This is a genomic window from Enterobacter sp. BIDMC109, assembly GCF_001037885.1.
In the GTDB taxonomy this organism is placed as follows: Bacteria; Pseudomonadota; Gammaproteobacteria; order Enterobacterales; family Enterobacteriaceae; genus Enterobacter; species Enterobacter hormaechei_C.
The window spans coordinates 2,178,957-2,198,029 of sequence record NZ_KQ090002.1; the positions used below are offsets into that span (position 1 = coordinate 2,178,957).

General features: G+C 56.1%; 21 protein-coding genes. 7 read left to right on the forward strand and 14 right to left on the reverse strand.

The window, feature by feature from the left end:
• Positions 1 to 49: 49 nt before the first annotated feature.
• Positions 50 to 928 carry a putrescine utilization regulator PtrR gene (locus tag SK62_RS10365; RefSeq protein ID WP_017382364.1) on the forward strand — a complete coding sequence of 293 codons (879 nt, stop codon included), beginning with the start codon at positions 50 to 52 and terminating at the stop codon, positions 926 to 928.
• Here the strand turns inward: SK62_RS10365 and SK62_RS10370 are convergent.
• Together SK62_RS10370 and SK62_RS10375 are read right to left on the reverse strand one after the other, a co-directional pair.
• On the reverse strand, positions 925 to 1,737 hold the full coding sequence (locus SK62_RS10370; RefSeq protein ID WP_032619672.1) for a PhzF family phenazine biosynthesis protein: 813 nt from the start codon (positions 1,735 to 1,737) through the stop codon (positions 925 to 927). The genes SK62_RS10365 and SK62_RS10370 overlap by 4 nt on opposite strands.
• A gap of 22 nt (positions 1,738 to 1,759) precedes the next feature.
• Complete coding sequence (locus SK62_RS10375) at positions 1,760 to 2,548, reverse strand: PhzF family phenazine biosynthesis protein (RefSeq protein WP_017693433.1); 789 nt, start codon at positions 2,546 to 2,548, stop codon at positions 1,760 to 1,762.
• 176 nt (positions 2,549 to 2,724) lie between these two features.
• Here SK62_RS10375 and SK62_RS10380 point away from each other — a divergent pair, with 176 nt between their 5' ends.
• A complete protein-coding gene (locus tag SK62_RS10380; RefSeq protein WP_047719562.1) occupies positions 2,725 to 3,921 on the forward strand; it encodes a sugar transporter in 1,197 nt (398 codons plus the stop codon).
• A 48-nt stretch (positions 3,922 to 3,969) separates the two neighbouring features.
• Here the strand turns inward: SK62_RS10380 and SK62_RS10385 are convergent, their stop codons facing one another.
• The gene (locus SK62_RS10385) at positions 3,970 to 4,812 is read right to left on the reverse strand and encodes a lysozyme inhibitor LprI family protein (protein ID WP_015570536.1); all 843 of its coding nucleotides are present in this window, start codon (positions 4,810 to 4,812) and stop codon (positions 3,970 to 3,972) included.
• A 176-nt stretch (positions 4,813 to 4,988) separates the two neighbouring features.
• Positions 4,989 to 5,654: a MarC family NAAT transporter gene (locus tag SK62_RS10390; RefSeq protein ID WP_003857180.1), complete on the reverse strand. Its 666-nt coding sequence runs from the start codon at positions 5,652 to 5,654 to the stop codon at positions 4,989 to 4,991.
• A 255-nt stretch (positions 5,655 to 5,909) separates the two neighbouring features.
• Here SK62_RS10390 and marR point away from each other — a divergent pair, with 255 nt between their 5' ends.
• From marR to marB, 3 genes are read left to right on the forward strand one after another with little or no spacing between them, the layout of a single operon-like run.
• Entirely contained in the window at positions 5,910 to 6,344 is a 435-nt protein-coding gene (gene marR, locus SK62_RS10395) for a multiple antibiotic resistance transcriptional regulator MarR (protein WP_017383983.1), read from the forward strand.
• 20 nt (positions 6,345 to 6,364) lie between these two features.
• Positions 6,365 to 6,745, forward strand: a complete 381-nt coding sequence (gene marA / locus SK62_RS10400) for an MDR efflux pump AcrAB transcriptional activator MarA (RefSeq protein ID WP_001303241.1) — start codon at positions 6,365 to 6,367, stop codon at positions 6,743 to 6,745.
• A 32-nt stretch (positions 6,746 to 6,777) separates the two neighbouring features.
• On the forward strand, positions 6,778 to 6,993 hold the full coding sequence (gene marB, locus SK62_RS10405) for a multiple antibiotic resistance protein MarB (RefSeq protein WP_015570538.1): 216 nt from the start codon (positions 6,778 to 6,780) through the stop codon (positions 6,991 to 6,993).
• Positions 6,994 to 7,031: 38 nt separating this feature from the next.
• Here the strand turns inward: marB and eamA are convergent, their stop codons facing one another.
• On the reverse strand, positions 7,032 to 7,931 hold the full coding sequence (gene eamA, locus SK62_RS10410) for an O-acetylserine/cysteine exporter (RefSeq protein WP_017383984.1): 900 nt from the start codon (positions 7,929 to 7,931) through the stop codon (positions 7,032 to 7,034).
• A gap of 193 nt (positions 7,932 to 8,124) precedes the next feature.
• Between eamA and ydeE the strand changes: the two genes are divergently transcribed.
• The gene (gene ydeE / locus SK62_RS10415) at positions 8,125 to 9,342 is read left to right on the forward strand and encodes an efflux MFS transporter YdeE (protein WP_047719563.1); all 1,218 of its coding nucleotides are present in this window, start codon (positions 8,125 to 8,127) and stop codon (positions 9,340 to 9,342) included.
• Positions 9,343 to 9,388: 46 nt separating this feature from the next.
• On the opposite strand, the gene zinT is transcribed toward ydeE, so the two are convergent.
• The 8 genes from zinT to SK62_RS10455 all read right to left on the reverse strand — a co-directional run bounded on the left by zinT (position 9,389) and on the right by SK62_RS10455 (position 17,397).
• Positions 9,389 to 10,027, reverse strand: a complete 639-nt coding sequence (gene zinT, locus SK62_RS10420) for a metal-binding protein ZinT (protein WP_017383986.1) — start codon at positions 10,025 to 10,027, stop codon at positions 9,389 to 9,391.
• A 52-nt stretch (positions 10,028 to 10,079) separates the two neighbouring features.
• Positions 10,080 to 10,778: an urea ABC transporter ATP-binding subunit UrtE gene (urtE, locus tag SK62_RS10425; RefSeq protein WP_048249528.1), complete on the reverse strand. Its 699-nt coding sequence runs from the start codon at positions 10,776 to 10,778 to the stop codon at positions 10,080 to 10,082.
• Positions 10,779 to 10,787: 9 nt separating this feature from the next.
• Positions 10,788 to 11,585, reverse strand: a complete 798-nt coding sequence (urtD, locus tag SK62_RS10430; protein WP_015570541.1) for an urea ABC transporter ATP-binding protein UrtD — start codon at positions 11,583 to 11,585, stop codon at positions 10,788 to 10,790.
• Positions 11,585 to 12,658: an urea ABC transporter permease subunit UrtC gene (gene urtC / locus SK62_RS10435; RefSeq protein ID WP_015570542.1), complete on the reverse strand. Its 1,074-nt coding sequence runs from the start codon at positions 12,656 to 12,658 to the stop codon at positions 11,585 to 11,587. Before urtC ends, urtD begins: the two co-directional genes overlap by 1 nt.
• Positions 12,658 to 14,232, reverse strand: coding sequence for an urea ABC transporter permease subunit UrtB (urtB, locus tag SK62_RS10440; protein ID WP_047719565.1), 1,575 nt, complete (start codon positions 14,230 to 14,232; stop codon positions 12,658 to 12,660). Before urtB ends, urtC begins: the two co-directional genes overlap by 1 nt.
• A gap of 22 nt (positions 14,233 to 14,254) precedes the next feature.
• Positions 14,255 to 15,526, reverse strand: a complete 1,272-nt coding sequence (gene urtA / locus SK62_RS10445) for an urea ABC transporter substrate-binding protein (RefSeq protein WP_045141514.1) — start codon at positions 15,524 to 15,526, stop codon at positions 14,255 to 14,257.
• 200 nt (positions 15,527 to 15,726) lie between these two features.
• A complete protein-coding gene (locus SK62_RS10450) occupies positions 15,727 to 16,830 on the reverse strand; it encodes a cobalamin-independent methionine synthase II family protein (RefSeq protein WP_015570545.1) in 1,104 nt (367 codons plus the stop codon).
• Positions 16,831 to 16,986: 156 nt separating this feature from the next.
• Positions 16,987 to 17,397, reverse strand: coding sequence for a rhodanese-like domain-containing protein (locus SK62_RS10455; RefSeq protein WP_023300088.1), 411 nt, complete (start codon positions 17,395 to 17,397; stop codon positions 16,987 to 16,989).
• Positions 17,398 to 17,470: 73 nt separating this feature from the next.
• Between SK62_RS10455 and ftrA the strand changes: the two genes are divergently transcribed.
• On the forward strand, positions 17,471 to 18,469 hold the full coding sequence (gene ftrA, locus SK62_RS10460) for a transcriptional regulator FtrA (RefSeq protein WP_047719566.1): 999 nt from the start codon (positions 17,471 to 17,473) through the stop codon (positions 18,467 to 18,469).
• A 148-nt stretch (positions 18,470 to 18,617) separates the two neighbouring features.
• On the opposite strand, the gene SK62_RS10465 is transcribed toward ftrA, so the two are convergent.
• Positions 18,618 to 18,980 (reverse strand): hypothetical protein, encoded by a 363-nt coding sequence (locus tag SK62_RS10465; RefSeq protein ID WP_015570547.1) that lies wholly within the window; start codon positions 18,978 to 18,980, stop codon positions 18,618 to 18,620.
• Positions 18,981 to 19,073: the final 93 nt, after the last annotated feature.

Genomic DNA, 19,073 nt, shown 5'->3' on the forward strand with positions numbered 1-19,073 from the left:
TCTTAAAAATGAATAATACTCACCACCTTATTCACAATACGAGAACGGTATGGACTTAACTCAGCTTGAGATGTTTAACGCCGTCGCACTGACCGGCAGCATTACCCAGGCGGCGCAGAAGGTACACCGGGTGCCGTCAAACCTCACCACCCGCATCCGACAGCTAGAAGCGGATCTCGGCGTGGAACTGTTTATTCGCGAGAATCAACGCCTGCGGCTTTCCCCCGCCGGGCACAATTTTTTGCGCTACAGCAAGCAGATCCTGGCGCTGGTTGACGAAGCGCGAATGGTCGTCGCCGGGGATGAACCGCAGGGATTATTCTCGCTCGGCGCGCTGGAAAGTACCGCCGCCGTACGCATTCCGGAAAGTCTGGCGCGGTTTAACCAGCGCTATCCGCGCATTCAGTTTGCGTTGTCCACCGGACCTTCCGGTACGATGATTGACGGCGTGCTTGAGGGGACGCTCAGCGCCGCCTTTGTCGACGGGCCGCTCTCGCACCCGGAACTAGAAGGGATGCCGGTTTACCGGGAAGAGATGATGCTGGTCACCCCTGCGGGTCACGCAGAAGTATCAAAAGCCACGCAGGTGAGCGGCAGCGACGTGTATGCCTTTCGCGCCAACTGTTCTTACCGGCGTCATCTGGAGAGCTGGTTCCATGCCGACCGCGTCACGCCGGGAAGGATCCATGAGATGGAGTCCTATCACGGGATGCTCGCCTGCGTGATTGCCGGGGCAGGCATTGCGCTGATGCCCCGCTCCATGCTGGAGAGCATGCCGGGCCATCATCAGGTGGCGGCGTGGCCGCTGGCGGAAAACTGGCGCTGGCTCACCACCTGGCTGGTGTGGCGACGCGGGGCGATGACCCGCCAGCTTGAGGCGTTTATCGCGCTGCTGAACGAGCGTCAGCCACCAGCGCCCAGTTGTTAATGATGAACGTAGTCCTGGAGTCGAAGGAAAATTTTTCCCTTCATATACAGCGTGGCCTGCCCGCCAATCAGCACGCGGTCGCCTTTCAGCTCGCAGCGCAGATCCCCGCCGCGCAAGGAGACCTGGCGGGCCGACATCTGCGTTTTACCAAGCTTTTCGCTCCAGTACGGGATCAGCATGCTGTGAGCTGATCCCGTCACCGGATCTTCCGGCACCCCTTCCCCCGGGCAGAAGAAGCGGCTGACGAAATCATACTCATCCCCCGGCGCCGTAACGCAGACCATTTTCCCGAGCGGGAGCATGGCCGCAATATCCGGCGTCAGCGCTTCCACCTGCCGCTGGCTGTCGAGCACCACCATGTAGTCACGCCCCACACGCACCTCGTCTGCTGCGTTAATGCCCAGCGCGCTGAACAGCACTGCGGGTGGAGTATCGACAACCTCGGTTGACCACGCCGGGAAATTAAGCGTCAGCCAGTCGCCGCTGCGTTGTACCGTCAGATCGCCGACAAAGCGCGTGGTGAAGGTGATTTCCGTATGCGGATAATCCAGGTATTCGAAAATAACGTGAGAAGCCGCGAGGGTTGCGTGGCCGCACAGGTTAATTTCATCCTGCGTGGTAAACCAGCGCAGTTCAAACCCGTTATCCGTTCGGACAAAGAACGCCGTCTCTGACTGATTATGCTGCTTCGCCATCTTCAGCAGCGTCTCATCCGGCAGCCACGCTTCCAGCGGACACACCGCCGCCGCATTGCCGCCGAACGCCCTGTCGCTGAAGGCATCTACCAGATAAAAATCAATTTCCTGCATCGTTGGTTCCTCTTAGATTTGTTCAGCGCAGAAATACTGTGCCCTTCAGATACAGTGCCGCCTGCCCGCCCATCCGCACGCGGTCGCCCTTGAGTTCGCAGCGTACGTCGCCACCACGGGCAGAAACCTGGCGGGCAAACATCTGTGTTTTGCCAAGCCGTTCACTCCAGTACGGGATCAGCATGGTGTGCGCGGAGCCGGTGACAGGATCTTCCGGCACGGCCACGCCTGGCGAGAAGAAACGGCTGACAAAGTCGTATTCCCCCTCGTCCCGGGCAGTGACGGCCACTTTATGCTCGCCCGGCGTCATGGCGGAGAAATCCGGATTAAGGGCTTCAACCTGCTCGCGGCTTTCCAGTACCAGCACCCAGGCGCGGCCTTTTCGCGCCTCGACGTAGTGGCTGATACCGAGTGCGGTGAGCATCTCCGGTGGCGGCGTCTGTGCCTGCGTCGGGCAGGCCGGGAAGTCCAGCGTCATCCAGTCACCTTCACGACTGACGGTCAGGCGACCAGAGGCGGTGTCAAAATGAAGGCGTGAGTCCGGATAATCCAGTTCGTGAAACAGTACATACGCCGCGGCAAGCGTCGCGTGACCACAGAGATTAACCTCGGTGAGCGTGGTGAACCAGCGCAACTCGATCCCCCCTTTGGTACACACAAAAAACGCGGTTTCTGACTGGTTATGCTGTTGTGCCATCCGCAGTAACGTCTCATCCGGTAGCCATGCGTCGAGCGGGCACACCACCGCCGGGTTGCCGCCAAAGGAGGACGCGCTGAACGCATCTACCAGATAAAAATCAATCTCCTGCATCGTGTTACCGCCTGTTTTTGTTGTGTTGTTCTTTATCTTCGATGAAAACAACCCCGTTCGCTACCGCTGCATGAAGGTAAATTTTGTGATTCACATCACATAACGGTTGAGTTTTCGCCGTTTAAGGCTTTAAGATCGTCTCCTCATCTTTCAGGCAACGAATCCCAGATATCTTTATGACAACACACACGGTTTCCCGCAGAGTCGCGTGGCTACGCGTGGTCACGCTCGCCATCGCCGCGTTTATTTTCAACACCACGGAATTTGTTCCGGTTGGGCTGTTGTCCGACATCGCCGCCAGCTTCCATATGGAAACGGCACAGGTTGGCATTATGCTGACCATCTATGCATGGGTGGTGGCGCTGATGTCGCTGCCGTTTATGCTGCTGACCAGCCAGATGGAACGTCGTAAGCTGCTGATTGGGCTGTTTGTGGTGTTCATTGCCAGCCATGTGCTGTCATTTATGGCATGGAACTTTACCGTGCTGGTCATCAGCCGCGTCGGCATCGCGTTTGCCCATGCCGTTTTCTGGTCGATCACCGCGTCCCTCGCCATTCGTCTGGCTCCGGCGGGAAAACGCGCCCAGGCGCTGAGCCTGATTGCCACCGGAACGGCGCTGGCGATGGTGTTAGGCCTGCCGATCGGGCGCATTGTGGGACAATACTTCGGCTGGCGCACCACCTTCTTTGCCATCGGCATGGGGGCGCTGATCACCCTGGTGTGTCTGATCAAACTGCTGCCAAAACTGCCCAGCGAACACTCCGGCTCGCTGAAAAGTCTGCCGCTGCTGATGCGTCGACCGGCGCTGATGAGCATCTATCTGCTGACCGTGATTGTGGTGACCGCCCATTACACGGCCTACAGCTATATTGAGCCGTTTGTTCAGGTTGTGGCGGGCTTTAGCGCTAACTTTGCCACCGTTCTGCTGCTGATCCTGGGCGGCGCGGGGATTATCGGCAGCATCCTGTTCGGGAAGCTGGGCAATAAGCACGCGTCTGCGCTGGTAAGCAGTGCGATTGGTCTGCTGCTGGCATGCCTGCTGTTACTGATGCCTGCGGCAGGCAGCGAGAGTCATCTGGCGATCCTCAGTCTGTTCTGGGGCGTGGCAATCATGATTATTGGTCTGGGAATGCAGGTCAAAGTGCTGGCGCTGGCCCCGGACGCCACGGACGTAGCGATGTCGCTCTTCTCCGGGATTTTTAATCTGGGGATTGGAGCCGGTGCGCTGGTGGGAAATCAGATCAGCCTGCATGTATCGATGTCGTCCATTGGTTATCTCGGGGCGATTCCGGCGCTGATCGCGCTGATCTGGTCGGTGCTTATCTTCCGTAAATGGCCGGTCGCGATGGAAGAACAGTCCAGCCACGGTTGACGTTTGTTATGCCGGGTGGCGGCTTCGCCTTACCCGGCCTACGAAGCATTAATATCCGTGTTCTTCATCACCGCCAAGATAACGGAATCTTTCATCTGTCATTTTGGTCTGACAATCATAGATACCGATTCTCGTTGCCAGAGGAGTGGTTGCAGAAGACGCATCGCTTATTTTGCCGCATTTTTTAGCTTTTTCATTGATCCACATGTTCTGCTCCTTTTTCATCGAAGCTTTGACGGAATCAGGAAGATACTTCCATAGTTCGTTTAACTGGCGATCGCTATCAGAATAATTACGCGCGGCAATATTTAATTTATTATTGAGTTCAGCCTTTTGAAGTTCATCTTTATTCATGGCGAGGGTAGCCATCGCCGCTATTGATTCAGAGATATAATCTTTATTATTGTATTCATATGAAACTGAAATATCTTTCCCATTATCCGCCATCGATAACGAGTAGGTAAACTTGTCCCATTGAACGCTATTGTTAAGCACCTTTCCACCATCGTTAATTATACGTCTCAGTCTGTCAGGGTAGGATGCAATGTAACCCATGATTTCAGAAGGCACAGTGAGCGTGACAGTCGCGCTACAGCTCCGCGCCTGCGCTTCGTCATCAGACGATTTTGTTGTGACATTTGCCATTACAATTGCGATTTCATTAGCTTTTGCAATGTAGTCCTTGAGCGGTTTACCGTAGAAATCCGAGGGGTTAGCGAGATAAGCTACCTGTAACTTACTGACTGCATCATCTCTTATTTTTGACTGAGCAGCAGAGATGGCATCATCGCGACCGCATTTGAAATCTGGCGTGGAATCAAACAACCCAGCATAGGCATTTAATGAAAAAAGCAGTGTACTCACTGCGATAAATGAATATTTTGCTCGCATGTCTATAACCCGAAAAGAAATGAATGCTGAACGTTACTTTAAGCGGTAATACACAGCAAGGCAGTGGATTATATTAATGCAGAAAAAATTCGATTTTCAGAATGTATTTATATTCATAAGAATTATATCCATTGCGAGTAGGCCGGGTAAGGCGAAGCCGCCACCCGGCAACGTTCTCAATGATACGTCTTAACAATCTCCAGCACGCCGTTAATAATAAACTGCACGCCCATACAGACCAGCAGGAAGCCCATCAGACGGGAGATAGCCTCAATCCCCCCCTTGCCCACCCAGCGCATAATCGCCCCGGAGCTGCGCAATGATCCCCAGACGATAATGGCGATAAGCGCAAAAATGATGGGCGGCGCAACGGTGATAACCCAGTGCGGAAATGTCGACCCATCACGCACCGTTGAGGCGGAACTGATGATCATCGCAATCGTCCCCGGCCCCGCCGTGCTCGGCATGGCTAACGGCACAAACGCGATGTTGGCGCTCGGTTCGCTTTCAAGCTCCTCCGATTTGCTTTTGGCTTCCGGGGATTCGTGCGCTTTGTGCGCCGGGAACAGCATCCGGAAACCAATAAAGGCCACAATCAGCCCGCCAGCAATACGCAGACCGGGAATCGAAATACCAAAGGTATTCATCACCAGTTGCCCGGCGTAATAAGCCACCATCATTATGGCAAAGACATAGACAGAGGCCATCATCGACTGCTGATTGCGCTCTGCGCTGTTCATGTTCCCCGCCAGCCCCAGAAAAAGCGCCACCGTCGTTAACGGGTTCGCCAGCGGCAGCAACACCACCAGTCCAAGCCCCACTGCTTTAATCAAATCCAACATAATGCACCGCAGTCCTTATCCTTATTCAACATCGCAATTATAGGGGCAAATCCTCGTCCGGAGCCATCCGACAGCGTAACCATAATTGTCTCGCGTAATTCATAACCCCAGATTATCTGTATGATTTAAAAGCGTACAGAATAAGTTCCTGAAGCGTTTTAGCATTTCGTGGCATCGGCCGATTCATTCAGTTGACTTATACTTGCCTGAGCAATAATATCTGCCGTGACTAAACTACTTGCCAGGGCAACCATTGTGAAAAGCACCAGTGACCTCTTTAACGACATAATCCCACTGGGTCGTCTTATTCATATGGTTAACCAGAAAAAAGATCGCCTGCTCAATGACTATCTGTCACCGCTGGATATCACCGCAACACAGTTCAAAGTGCTGTGTTCCATTCGCTGCGAAGTGTGTATCACGCCGGTTGAGCTGAAAAAGGTGCTCTCTGTCGATCTGGGTGCGTTAACCCGCATGCTGGATCGTCTCGTCTGTAAAGGATGGATAGAACGAAGCCCTAACCCGAATGACAAACGTGGCGTACTGGTGAAACTGACCAGCGATGGCGCGGCCATGTGTGAGCAATGTCATCAATTAGTAGGACAAACACTGCACCAGGAACTGACAAAAAACTTATCGGCAGATGAAGTGGCAACGCTTGAGCTCTTACTCAAGAAAATCCTGCCGTAAACAGAAAAAGAGGTATGACGATGTCCAGACGCAATACTGACGCTATCACCATTCATAGCATTTTGGACTGGATCGAAGATAACCTGGAATCTCCACTCTCTCTTGAGAAAGTGTCTGAGCGTTCAGGTTACTCAAAATGGCACCTGCAACGGATGTTTAAAAAAGAGACCGGCCATTCATTAGGACAATATATTCGCAGCCGCAAGCTGACGGAGATTGCCCAAAAACTGAAAGAAAGCAATGAGCCGATCCTCTATCTGGCGGAACGCTACGGATTTGAATCGCAACAGACCCTGACGCGTACGTTCAAGAACTACTTTGACGTGCCGCCTCATAAGTACCGTATTACCAGTATGCCGGGTGAATCCCGTTATCTGTATCCGCTAAAACATTGCAGTTAATCATCGCCTGTTAAGACGTAACCGAGGAAATCATGAAATTTATCGCCTCCGCCGCCCTCACCTTGCTGGTGCTGGTTTCCGGCCAGAGCTTCGCGGAGCAAACCCCCAATGCGGGGCAGCAAAATAATCGTGACACCATGATTATGCCGTCCACGCAAAACCAGTCGCCCTGGGACTTCAATCACATGGGCGCTGGCAGCGACAAATCCGACGAATTAGGCGTGCCGTATTACAACCACGACCTGTAATTCGTTTTTGCCCCGCTAATGCGGGGCTTTTTTCTGCCTTAACCCCGCACCTGCGTTGCCCGACGCACCCGCAAGCCAAAGACGTTGATATACAGCCCGGCCATAATCAGCCCTGCGCCACACAGTTGCAGCACGCTGAGCGTTTCATCCAGCAACAGTGCGGCGCTGGCAAGCCCGACCACCGGTACCAGCAGCGATAACGGCGCCACACGCCAGGTTTCATAGCGTCCGAGCAGCGATCCCCAGATACCATAGCCAATGATTGAGGCGACTAACGCCAGGTAGATCAGCGACAAAATGGTCGTCAGGTCGATCTCCACCAGGCTTTTCAACATCGCCTGCGGACCATCCAGAATAAACGACGCGGCCATAAACGGCACGATTGGGATCAATGCGCTCCAGACCACCAGCGATAAGACCGGCGGACGCGTCTCGTGCTGCATTATCAGTTTGTTAAAGATATTGCCGCACGCCCAGCTCAGCCCCGCCGCCAGGGTGAGCATAAAGCCTAGCAGCGCGACATGCTGACCGTTGAGGCTGCCTTCAATCAGCACCAGCACGCCAAAGACCGCAAGGCTAATGCCCGCCAGCTGCTTGCCCTGCAAGCGTTCGCCGAAGACAAATGCGCCGAGAATGATGGTAAAGAACGCCTGCACCTGAAGCACCAGCGAAGCCAGGCCCGCAGGCATACCGAATTTGATGGCGCAAAAAAGAAACGCAAACTGACCAAAGCTGATGGTAAGGCCGTAGCCCAGCAGCAGCTTAAGGGGAATTTTCGGGCGGGCAACGAACAGCAGCGCCGGGAAGGCCACCAGCAGGAAGCGCAACCCCGCCAGCATCAGTGGAGGCATGTTGTGCAACCCCATTTTGATAACCACAAAATTGAGTCCCCACACCACGACAACCAGCAACGCTAACAGCCCGTCTTTCCGCGTCATTTTCCGCCCCTGAATTATTAAAATTTTGTAAACACTTCAAGGTAACAGAAAAAATAGCCCCGCGAGAAGATCATTAATTCTGGTACTGGAGAGAAGCACCTGCGGATAAATTGGGTGCTATACAAGCTGCCGATCCCATGATAATCCTGTAATAACACAACAAAAAAAGCATAAGCATTTGTCGGGCAGGAAAATGAAACCATCAATCAGGCGCTCAACCGCAGCGCTGCTGGCATCGTCATTGTTATTAACAATTGGCCGCGGGGCAACGCTGCCCTTTATGACCATATATCTCACACGCGTGTACGATATGAGCGTGGAGAATATTGGCTATGCCCTTACCGTGGCGTTGACCATCGGCGTGGTGTTTAGCCTGGGGTTTGGCATCCTGGCGGATAAGTTCGACAAAAAACGCTATATGCTGATCGCTATCGTAGCCTTTATCGCCGGGTTTGTGGTGATTCCGCTGGTGAATAACGTGACGCTGGTGGTGCTGTTCTTTGCCCTGATTAACTGCGCCTATTCCGTCTTCTCAACGGTGCTGAAAGCATGGTTTGCCGACGTGCTGACCTCCAGCGAAAAGGCGCGCGTTTTCTCACTCAACTACAGTTTCCTGAACATTGGCTGGACGATCGGGCCGCCGATCGGCACCCTGCTGGTGATGTACAGCCTGCAACTGCCGTTCTGGCTGGCCGCCTTCTGCGCCGCACTGCCGCTCGGGTTTATCCATTTCTTTGTGCAGAAAAGCATAGCCTCAGACAGCCCTGAGGAGAAAATGCCGTGGCAGCCCTCGGTGCTGCTGAAAGACCGGGCGCTGTTCTGGTACACGCTCTCCGGCCTGCTGGCGTCGTATGTGGGTGGATCGTTCGCCACCTGCATTTCCCAGTATGTCCTCGCCGCACATGCGGACAGTGATTTCGCAGAAAAGGTGGTGGCCGTTGTGCTGCCCGTCAACGCGGCGGTGGTCGTCACCCTGCAATACGCGCTTGGACGTAAGATCACCGCCAGCAATATCCGTCCGCTAATGACCGCCGCGACGCTTTTTTTCATCCTCGGGCTGGGCGGGTTTATGCTTTCCGGCGAGAACCTGATTTACTGGGGGATCGCGGCGGCGATTTTCACCCTGGGTGAAATTATTTATGCACCGGGTGAATACATGCTGATCGACAATATCGCCCCGCCGGGCATGAAGGCGAGCTATTTCTCCGCCCAGGCGCTGGGCTGGCTCGGCGCGGCGGCGAACCCGATGATCACCGGGCTCATCCTGACCCATCTGCCGCACTGGTCATTATTTATCATTATGATGGCCGCCATCATTGCGGCCTGGCTGATGATATTGCGCGGGATGCGCGTGAAAAGTGAAGATAGCGTGTCGGGTGGCGCTGCGCTTACCCGACCGACAAAACCCTAATCGTAAGCCGGGTAAGGCGAAGCCGTCACCCGGCAAAACCAACACCCTAGTGGTGCAACATCTCCTCCACCACCTGCTCTTTGTACATCTCATTCGGGTAGTAGGTCGGCCAGTTATCCATCTCTTTCAGCAGCGCCTCGTGGGAGGTGTTGCCCATAAAGATATGGAAGTGTGAAGAGGCTTTCGGCCCGATGATATGGTCGCTGAACTGCACAAACTTAGGCGCCTGGCTCGCGTTATCCTTGCACTCAAACAGGTAGCGCACGCCTTTTTTTCCCGACGCATAGGTCAGAATTTTGTAGCCGCTGTAGTCGTAGCGGCAGCTGCTCACCGTTTTGCCGCGGTGGAATTCCATCACGTTGTTTTCAATGCCGATGGCGTCCACATCCGTCGCGTACCCCTTGCGGTAGTAGGCCTTCACCTCGGCAGCGGATTTTTCTCCCTTCTGCGCTTTCTTTTCGAAAACCGGATCCAGCGAACCATCAAGCAGGAACGGATAAACGGACTGCCAGGTCCCGTCCCAGTCAGACAGCGTCCTGTCCCTGACGTCTTTATCCTCAAAGACGCCGTTTGCCGCCTTCTGTTCCGCCTCTGTCATCTGATGACCGTGCGAATGGGCAAAAAGCGAGCCGCTTACCAGCAGCGTTCCCAGAGTCAGCGCAATTTTTGCAAGTTGTGCAGCCACAGCAAAATCCTCATTCCGTTTTATAAGAATGAGGATGTTATATTATAACATTTCAGATCGCAACCAGCCCGCGAACGCCCTCCTGCTCCATGTTCTCCCCGCGCCCCTGCTGGATGATGCTGCCGCGCGACATCACCAGATAGCTGTCGGCCAGCTCTGCCGCAAAATCATAAAACTGCTCCACCAGCAGGATGGCCATATCCCCCCGGTTCGCCAGGCTGCGGATCACCTGCCCAATCTCTTTAATCACCGACGGCTGAATACCTTCCGTGGGTTCATCCAGAATCAGTAACCGTGGACGGCTCGCCAGCGCGCGACCTATCGCCAGCTGCTGCTGCTGACCACCGGAAAGATCGCCTCCGCGTCGGTGCTTCATCTCCTTCAGCACCGGGAAAAGCTGCCAAATCTCCTCCGGTACGCTCCTTGCGTTTCCCGCGGAGAAGCGTGACAGCCCCATCAGCAGGTTTTCTTCTACGGTCAGACGCGGAAAAATCTCCCGCCCCTGCGGAACATAGGCCACGCCGGACTGCACCCGCTGGTGCGGTTTACTGTGAGTGATGCTCTTTCCCTCCCAGACGACCTCCCCGGCTTTCACCGGGATCAGCCCCATCAGGCACCTCAGCAGCGTGGTTTTGCCCACCCCGTTGCGCCCCAGCAGGCAGGTAACTTCCCCGACGACCGCCTCAAAGCTCACCCCGCGCAGAATATGACTTCCGCCGTAGTACTGATTCAGTTCGCTAACCTGTAACATCACCTCTCCTTAACGTCCCAGATAGACGTCAATTACCTGTTCATTGGCCTGTACCTCGCGAAGCGAACCTTCCGCCAGTACCCGCCCCTGATGCAGCACCGTGACGTGGTCGGCGATGGTCTCGACGAAACCCATATCGTGCTCAACCACCATCAGCGAATGCTTGCCTGCCAGGGTTCGGAATAGCTCGGCAGTGTATTCCGTCTCTGCGTCGGTCATACCGGCAGCGGGTTCGTCCAGCAGTAACAGATGCGGGTCCTGCACCAGCAGCATGCCGATCTCCAGAAACTGCTTCTGTCCGTGGGAAAGCAGCCCGGCACGGCGATCGCGCTCGCTGCCAAGCCGCAGCAAAACCAGCATCTCATCAATGCGGTCGCGCTGCTCGCCGCTGAGCGTGGCCCGCAGGCTCGCCCAGACGGACCTGTCGGCTTTCATGGCGATTTCGAGGTTTTCCCCTACGGTCAGCGCTTCAAACACGGTCGGCTTCTGGAACTTACGGCCAATGCCCTGACGGGCGATGGCCGCCGGTTCCAGGGCAGTCAGATCGATGGACTGATCGTAAATAGCTTTCCCGCTTTTTGGCCGGGTTTTGCCGGTAATCACGTCCATCAGCGTGGTTTTACCGGCGCCATTAGGGCCAATGATGCAGCGCAATTCTCCGACGCCGATGTTCAGCGAGAGATCGGTCAACGCCTGAAAACCGTCGAAACTGACGTTAATGGCCTCGAGCTGCAACACCGGATCGGTCTGCTCGCGGTAACGGTCGCCCGGTAGCTGGCGGGTAAAGAGTCCTTCAGAGGGCTGCATTAATTCTCTCCCTTACGAAACAGACCGAACACGCCGCGCGGTAAAAACAGCGTCACGGCGATGAAAATCAGCCCCAGAAACAGCTGCCAGTACTCCGGCATCGCCACGGTGAAAAAGCTCTTCGCACCGTTGACCAGCGCCGCGCCAATCACCGGGCCCACCAGAGTGCCGCGTCCACCCAGCGCTACCCAGATGGCCGCTTCAATCGAGTTGGTCGGCGACATTTCACCCGGGTTGATAATGCCCACCTGCGGAACGTACAGCGCTCCCGCCAGGCCACACAGCACGGCGGAAAGCGTCCAGACCAGCAGCTTGAAACCGCGCGGATCGTAGCCGCAGAACGTGAGACGGTTTTCCGCATCGCGCACCGCCGTTAAAATGCGGCCAAATTTACTCTTCGCCAGCGCGTAGCCTGTGCCCAGGGCCAGAAGCAGCAGCACGACCGTTGCGAGAAACAGCGCGATCCGCGTGGTGGTCGCCGTGACGGAAAACCCGAGCAGCGTGGTAAAGCCGGTAAAGCCGTTATTGCCGCCAAAGCCGGTTTCGTTGCGAAAGAACAGCAGCATGCCCGCGTAGGTCAGCGCCTGGGTCATGATGGAGAAATAGACCCCTTTGATCTTCGAGCGAAAAGCAAACCAGCCGAAGACCAGCGCCAGCAGGCCGGGGATCGTCACAATTAACACCAGAGCCCATGCAAAATGCTGCGTTCCCCACCAGAACCAGGGCAGCTCGCTCCACGAGAGAAACGACATAAACGCGGGCAGCCCGTCCCCGGCCGCCTGGCGCATCAGGTACATGCCCATCGCATAGCCGCCCAGGGCGAAGAATATTCCGTGCCCCAGTGAGAGCATACCGGCATAGCCCCAGACCAGATCGAGGGCCACGGCGACAACTGCGTAGCAGAGGATCTTGCCGATGAGCGTCAACATCCACGTAGAAACGGCCAGCGGATGCGTTGCGGGCAACAGCGCGAGAAAAGGCAGCACCAGCAGCGCCGCAACCAGCAGACTGCCGAAGATTTGCGTGGAGCGCGGTGCCCTGCGCGCCAGTGTTAAGGTCAATGGCTGGCTCATCAGTCTGTCACCCTCCCTTTAAGTGCGAATAACCCCTGCGGACGTTTCTGAATAAACAGAATGATCGCCACCAGAATCAGGATTTTGCCCAGCACGGCGCCCATCTGCGGTTCAAGAATTTTATTGAAGATCCCCAGACCAAAGGCCGCCGCGACGCTACCGGCCAGCTGGCCGACGCCGCCGAGCACCACCACCAGGAACGAATCAATGATGTATCCCTGGCCCAGCTCCGGTCCCACGTTCCCCAGTTGGGACAATGCCACGCCGCCCAGCCCGGCAATGCCGGACCCGAGGCCAAACGCCAGCATATCTACCCGTCCGGTGGGGACGCCGCAGCAGGCCGCCATGCTGCGGTTTTGCGTCACCGCCCGCACGTTCAGCCCCAGACGCGTTTTATTCAGAATGAGCCAGGTGAAGAACAGCACCATCAGCACAAACCCGAGCACCACAATGCGGTTCCACGGTAGCGTCAGGTTGGCGAAAACCTGCACCCCGCCGGACAGCCAGGCCGGGTTTGCGACCTCAAGGTTCTGGGCGCCAAAGGTCATGCGCACCAGCTGGATAAGCATCAGGCTGATCCCCCAGGTGGCGAGCAGGGTTTCCAGCGGGCGGCCATACAGATGGCGGATCACCGTGCGCTCCAGCACCATCCCGATACCTGCCGTCAGGCAAAACGCCACCGGCAGCGCCACCACCGGATAAAGCGCCAGCCACTGAGGCATCCACTGCGCCATAACCTGCTGCACCATCCAGGTGGCATACGCCCCGAGCATCAGCATTTCGCCGTGGGCCATGTTAATCACCCCCAGCAGACCATAGGTGATAGCCAGCCCGAGCGCGGCCAGCAAGAGTACCGATCCCAACGACAAGCCCATGAAGGCCTGCCCCAGCAGTTCGCCCCACATCAGCCGGTGCTGAATACCCTCCAGGCTCTCAGCGGCGGCGGCACGTACCCGTGCGTCCGGCTCGGTTTGCGCCCGGGTGAACGGCGTCAGCGTGGCCTGAACGTCCGGATCGTCAGACTGTCCCAACAGTTCAACCGCGTTGAGGCGCGTTTCCGCCTGCGGACTCGCCAGCTGAAGATTTGCCAGCGCCAGCCTCAGCGACTGCCGGGTGACGTCATCCGTTTCGCGGTTAGCCCGCTGTTGCAGAAACCCGAGCATATCCGGCTGGGCGTCACGCTGAAGTTGCCGCGCGGCATGACGCCTTTCGGTGACACTGTCACTGACAAGCTGATGCGTCGCCAGCGCCGTGACGGTTAACACGCGCAGCCGGTTGGTCAGCCGCACGGCTTTGGTCGTTCCTTCGGCGCTCTTTGCCGCGCCCAGGGCAACCATTTCGCCGTCGATGCGGGTAAAAGCCTTCTTCTGGCTGTCGGTGTAGAGGTTCTCCTGTTGCAGCGCTTTAAGCAGCGGCAAACGTGCAGGTTCCGGCGTGGCTGCCCAGCGGGTCAGCATAGCGATCTGCTGGCTGCGGCTAGCGGCAACGAAATCATCGGCATCCGATGCCTGCACCATCCCTGGCAGCAGTCCGGTAAGCCACACAATCGCAATAATTATGCGCATGGCGTTCATGACGTCTCTCCCTGGTGGTGGCTTAGTTGCTGGCGGTTTTCATCGGCTGGTCAGGTTTTTTGTCATTCCCGGCGATAAACGGGCTCCACGGCTGAGCGCGTACCGGCTGTTCGGTTTGCCAGACGACATTGAACTGGCCGTTGCCTTCGATTTCACCAATCATGACGGGCTTATGCAGGTGGTGGTTGGTGGCATCCATGGTCAGCGTAAAGCCGGACGGCGCGTTGAACGACTGGCTCGCCATTGCCGCGCGCACTTTGTCCACGTCGGTTGTCCCCGCTTTTTCAACCGCCTGCGCCCACATATGCAGGCCGACATAGGTCGCTTCCATCGGATCGTTGGTGACGACGGTATCGGCATTCGGCAGCTTATGGGCTTTCGCGTAGGCTTTGTAGGCCGCGACAAAGGTCTGGTTGGTCGGGTTATCGACGGATTCAAAGTAGTTCCACGCCGCCAGGTTACCCACCAGCGGTTTGGTATCAATGCCGCGCAGTTCCTCCTCGCCCACCGAGAACGCCACCACCGGCACGTCCGTGGCTTTCAGCCCCTGGTTCGCCAGCTCTTTATAGAAAGGCACGTTGGAATCACCGTTGATGGTGGAGACCACTGCCGTTTTACCGCCCGCGGAGAATTTCTTGATACTGGCGACGATGGTCTGGTAATCGCTATGACCAAACGGGGTGTAGACCTCTTCAATATCTTTATCTTCCACGCCTTTCGAGTGCAGGAAGGCGCGCAGGATCTTGTTCGTGGTGCGCGGGTAAACGTAGTCCGTTCCCAGCAGGAAGAAGCGTTTCGCGCTGCCGCCGTCCTCGCTCATCAGGTACTCCACCGCCGGGATCGCCTGCTGGTTAGGCGCCGCGCCGGTATAGAAGACGTTAGGTGACATCTCTTCACCTTCATACTGCACCGGATAGAACAGCAAACCGTTCAGCTCCTCAAAAACCGGCAGAACTGATTTACGCGATACGGAGGTCCAGCAGCCAAACACCACGGCGACCTTATCCTGGCTCAGAAGCTGGCGGGCCTTTTCGGCAAACAGCGGCCAGTTGGATGCCGGGTCAACCACCACCGGCTCCAGCTTTTTCCCGAGCACGCCGCCTTTGGCGTTGATTTCGTCGATGGTCATCAGGGCGACATCTTTCAGGGGCGTTTCTGAAATGGCCATCGTGCCGGAGAGTGAGTGCATGATCCCGACTTTAATGGTCTCTGCGGCCTGGACGCCAAAACTGACCCCCATGGCGACCACGGAGGCGGACAAGGCGAACGCTTTTATAAAGGTACGACGGTGCATATTTTCACTCCTGAAAAAGAAAGCTGTGCGAAGACGTCCGTTACCGCCCGGACGCAGAAAAAGTAACGTCAGTTTCAGGAGAGCAAAAAGGGTGCCAGGTTGCAGAGGCAGGATTTAAACGGGTTCGAAGAGAGGATCAACGGGAAACGACTCAGAATGGTACAGCGCTGCACTGTAATAATGCAGCGCTGTGAACGATGTTACCAGACGTCGCTGGCGATTTGCGTCACCAGGCGAACTTTATCCCACTGCTGGGCTTCGCTCAGGCTGTTACCCTCTTCCGTGGAGGCAAATCCGCACTGTGGGCTGAGGCAAATCTGCTCTTTCGCCACGTAGCGCGCGGCCTCTTCCAGACGCGCTTTCACCCCTTCCGGGTTCTCCAGTTCACCGTGCTTGGTGGTGATTAGCCCCAGAACCACCTGCTGTTTACCCGGGCGCACAAAACGCAGTGGCGCAAAGTCGCCGCTACGGTCGTTGTCGTACTCCAGGAAGAACGCGTCGACGTTCACCGTACCGAACAGCACCTCCGCCACCGGCTCATAGCCGCCTTCGGAAATCCAGGTTGAGCGGAAGTTGCCGCGGCAGACGTGTAGCCCAATGGTCAGATCGTCCGGTTTGCCCTCCAGCGCCTTATTCAGCACCCGGGCATAGGTTCGGGCAAGTTCGTCTGCATCATCACCGCGCTCGCGGATCTGCCGGCGCTGGTCTTCTGAACAAAGGTAGGCCCAGACGGTGTCATCCAGTTGCAGATAGCGGCAGCCTGCATCGTAAAAGGCCCGAATGGCATCGCGCCAGGTGGTCGCCAGATCGTCAAAGTAATCTTTCAGATCCGGGTAGACCGTGGCATCAATATCCTTGCGGCCACCGCGGAAGTGCAGCACGCTCGGGCTCGGAATAGTCATCTTCGGCTGTGCGTTACCGCTGATGCTTTTGAGGTAGCGGAAATCTTCCAGCATAGGATGATCGCCGAAGCCCAGTTTGCCCGTTACGCGCACGCCATGGGCTTTGGTCTGCACCCCGTTGAACTGAATGCCCTGCTGCGAATCATAACGCTCTACGCCCTGTAGCCCGTCAAAGAAGTCAAAGTGCCACCAGGCGCGGCGGAATTCACCGTCCGTTACCACATGCAGACCGCAGGCGCACTGCTGCTCGACAACATGGCGAATGGCCTCGTCCTCAACCGCGCGAAGCTGACCGGCATCGATCTCACCGCTGGCAAATTGCAGACGGGCCTGTTTAACAGAATCCGGGCGTAAAAAACTGCCGACTACATCGGCGCGGTACGGGGCATGGTGTCGCTGCATGGAAATCTCCTCTGTCTGTCGGCGTTAATTGCCCACAGTGATAATTCATCTCTTGAATCTTTAGACTTCTGGATGTCTAAACGTCCTGAAAAGATGTCATACCGGCTCTCCGCCGACAAACGAGAAAATTTCATCTGTGTTGAAATAAATTCATGTTCACAGGGCGGGTGATGAAGATCCTGCAAACGCGAACCGCTCATCTTCCCAGCCGGTCATGCCCCCGAGCATAATCTTGACCGGCAGACCCAGACGCGCCAGCTTCAGCGCCGCCCTGTCCGCCCCGTTGCAGTGCGGGCCTGCACAATAGACGACAAACAGCGTGCCCTCTGGCCACGCTTTCATCCGCTCGGCGGTGATCTGGCTCCAGGGTAAATGCAGCGCGCCGGGCAGATGCCGCCGGGCAAAATGTTCAGGTTTTCCGACAACGTGCAGCAGAACAAAGTCCTGCTCACCGCTGGATACCGCGTGATGGACATCGGCGCAGTCCGTCTCGACGCTCAGACGACGCAGGAAATGCCCCACGGCTTCCTGCGGCTCAGCAGCCGGAAATTCAGTAACATAGCTCATGAATCTTCCTCATTTGTGGTGTTTGTGTTAACACTACTTTATCCCTTAATTCAGCCCATGAATGCGTCCGCCTATGCCAGAAAACAGCAAAAAGATGACAAACTTAAGACATTCCTCGCCGCGCGCGGTCGTGCTGGCATATGACGGTTTATGTACCTTTGAGTTTGGCGTGGCGGTAGAGATCTTTGGCTTGCCGCGCCCGGAGATGGGCGAGGACTGGTATCAGTTCGCCGTGGCGAGCGTGGATGACGGCGAGCTCCGGGCAACGGGCGGGATCCGTATTCTGGCCGATGGCGATCTGCGTCTGCTGGAGACGGCGGATCTGGTTGTCGTACCCGGCTGGCGAGGGCTGGACGAACCCGTACCCGACGCGCTCTGCCAGGCGCTCCGCGCGGCGCATGCCCGCGGCTGCCAGCTACTCTCAATCTGTTCTGGCGTTTTCGTTCTGGCAGCCTCAGGCCTGCTTGACGGGCGGAAGGCAACCACCCACTGGCGCTATACGCAAGCTCTGAAAGCACGCTATCCCGCTATCACCGTGGTTGAGGATGTGCTGTACCAGGACGAAGGCGATATTCTCACTTCCGCAGGCAGCGCCGCGGGGATTGATCTGTGCCTGCACGTGGTGCGTCGGAATTACGGTATTGAAGCGGCAAACCGCGTGGCGCGTCGGCTGGTGATCCCGCCCCATCGGGACGGCTCGCAAACCCAGCAACTTAGCCGACCGGTGGCTCAGTTGCGGGAGAGCCAGCGCCTGGGCCAGCTGTTTGATTATCTTCACCAGCATCTGGCCGTTTCCCATACCGTCGAATCGCTGGCCCTGCGGGTGGGTATGAGTCAGCGCACTTTTCTGCGCCGTTTCCAGGACGCAACCGGAACAACGCCCGCGCGCTGGTTATTAACTGCGCGATTGCAGCGGGCAAAAGATTATCTCGAAAACAGTCGACTCAGCATCGACAATATTGCGGAACAAACCGGATTTGGACAAAGCGCCACGCTGCGCCACCATTTCCGGCAGCAATTTGCGCTTTCGCCCGCGCAATATCGCAAACAATTTTCACAGCCGGTACGATAAACGGGCAAAAAAAAACCGCCATAATCTGGCGGTAAATGCTTGCATGGATAGATTTGTATTTTGGTATCTACGCTCCGGTATTCCATACCGGGATGTGGATCATCTGCAATCTACCACTGTGAGCCTCAACGAAGCATAAACGAATCGATTAACCCGCTTTGGTATTAATTTGCAGATAACGCATCAGCCCCTGCTCTGCACTCTGGCGGGCATCATCATTAATCGCTTCGAGATAAAACGCACGAGAGACCCCATACGGCGCCTGCTCGGATGGATAAACGGCGAACTGGAAGGTTTTGCCCCTCGCCTTATTGGTACAGCCCAGCTCCCAGCGATCTTCACTTACCTGGGTGCTATTACATTCGACACGTCCGTAATCGCTGGTTAAATACGATCCGACACGGCTTTTTGCTGACTGAATATATTCTGGTTCTTCATTTGAATAGATGCTGGCCGCAGCACCCACCGCAACCACTACGCCCAGAAGTGATAGCACGATTATTTTTTTCATTTATTCGATCCAATCCTTAGCCAGAAAAATCTTATTGTAAATGATTTCCCAATAAATCTAGCTTCTCTTTGCATACCAGAAATGGGAGTTTAC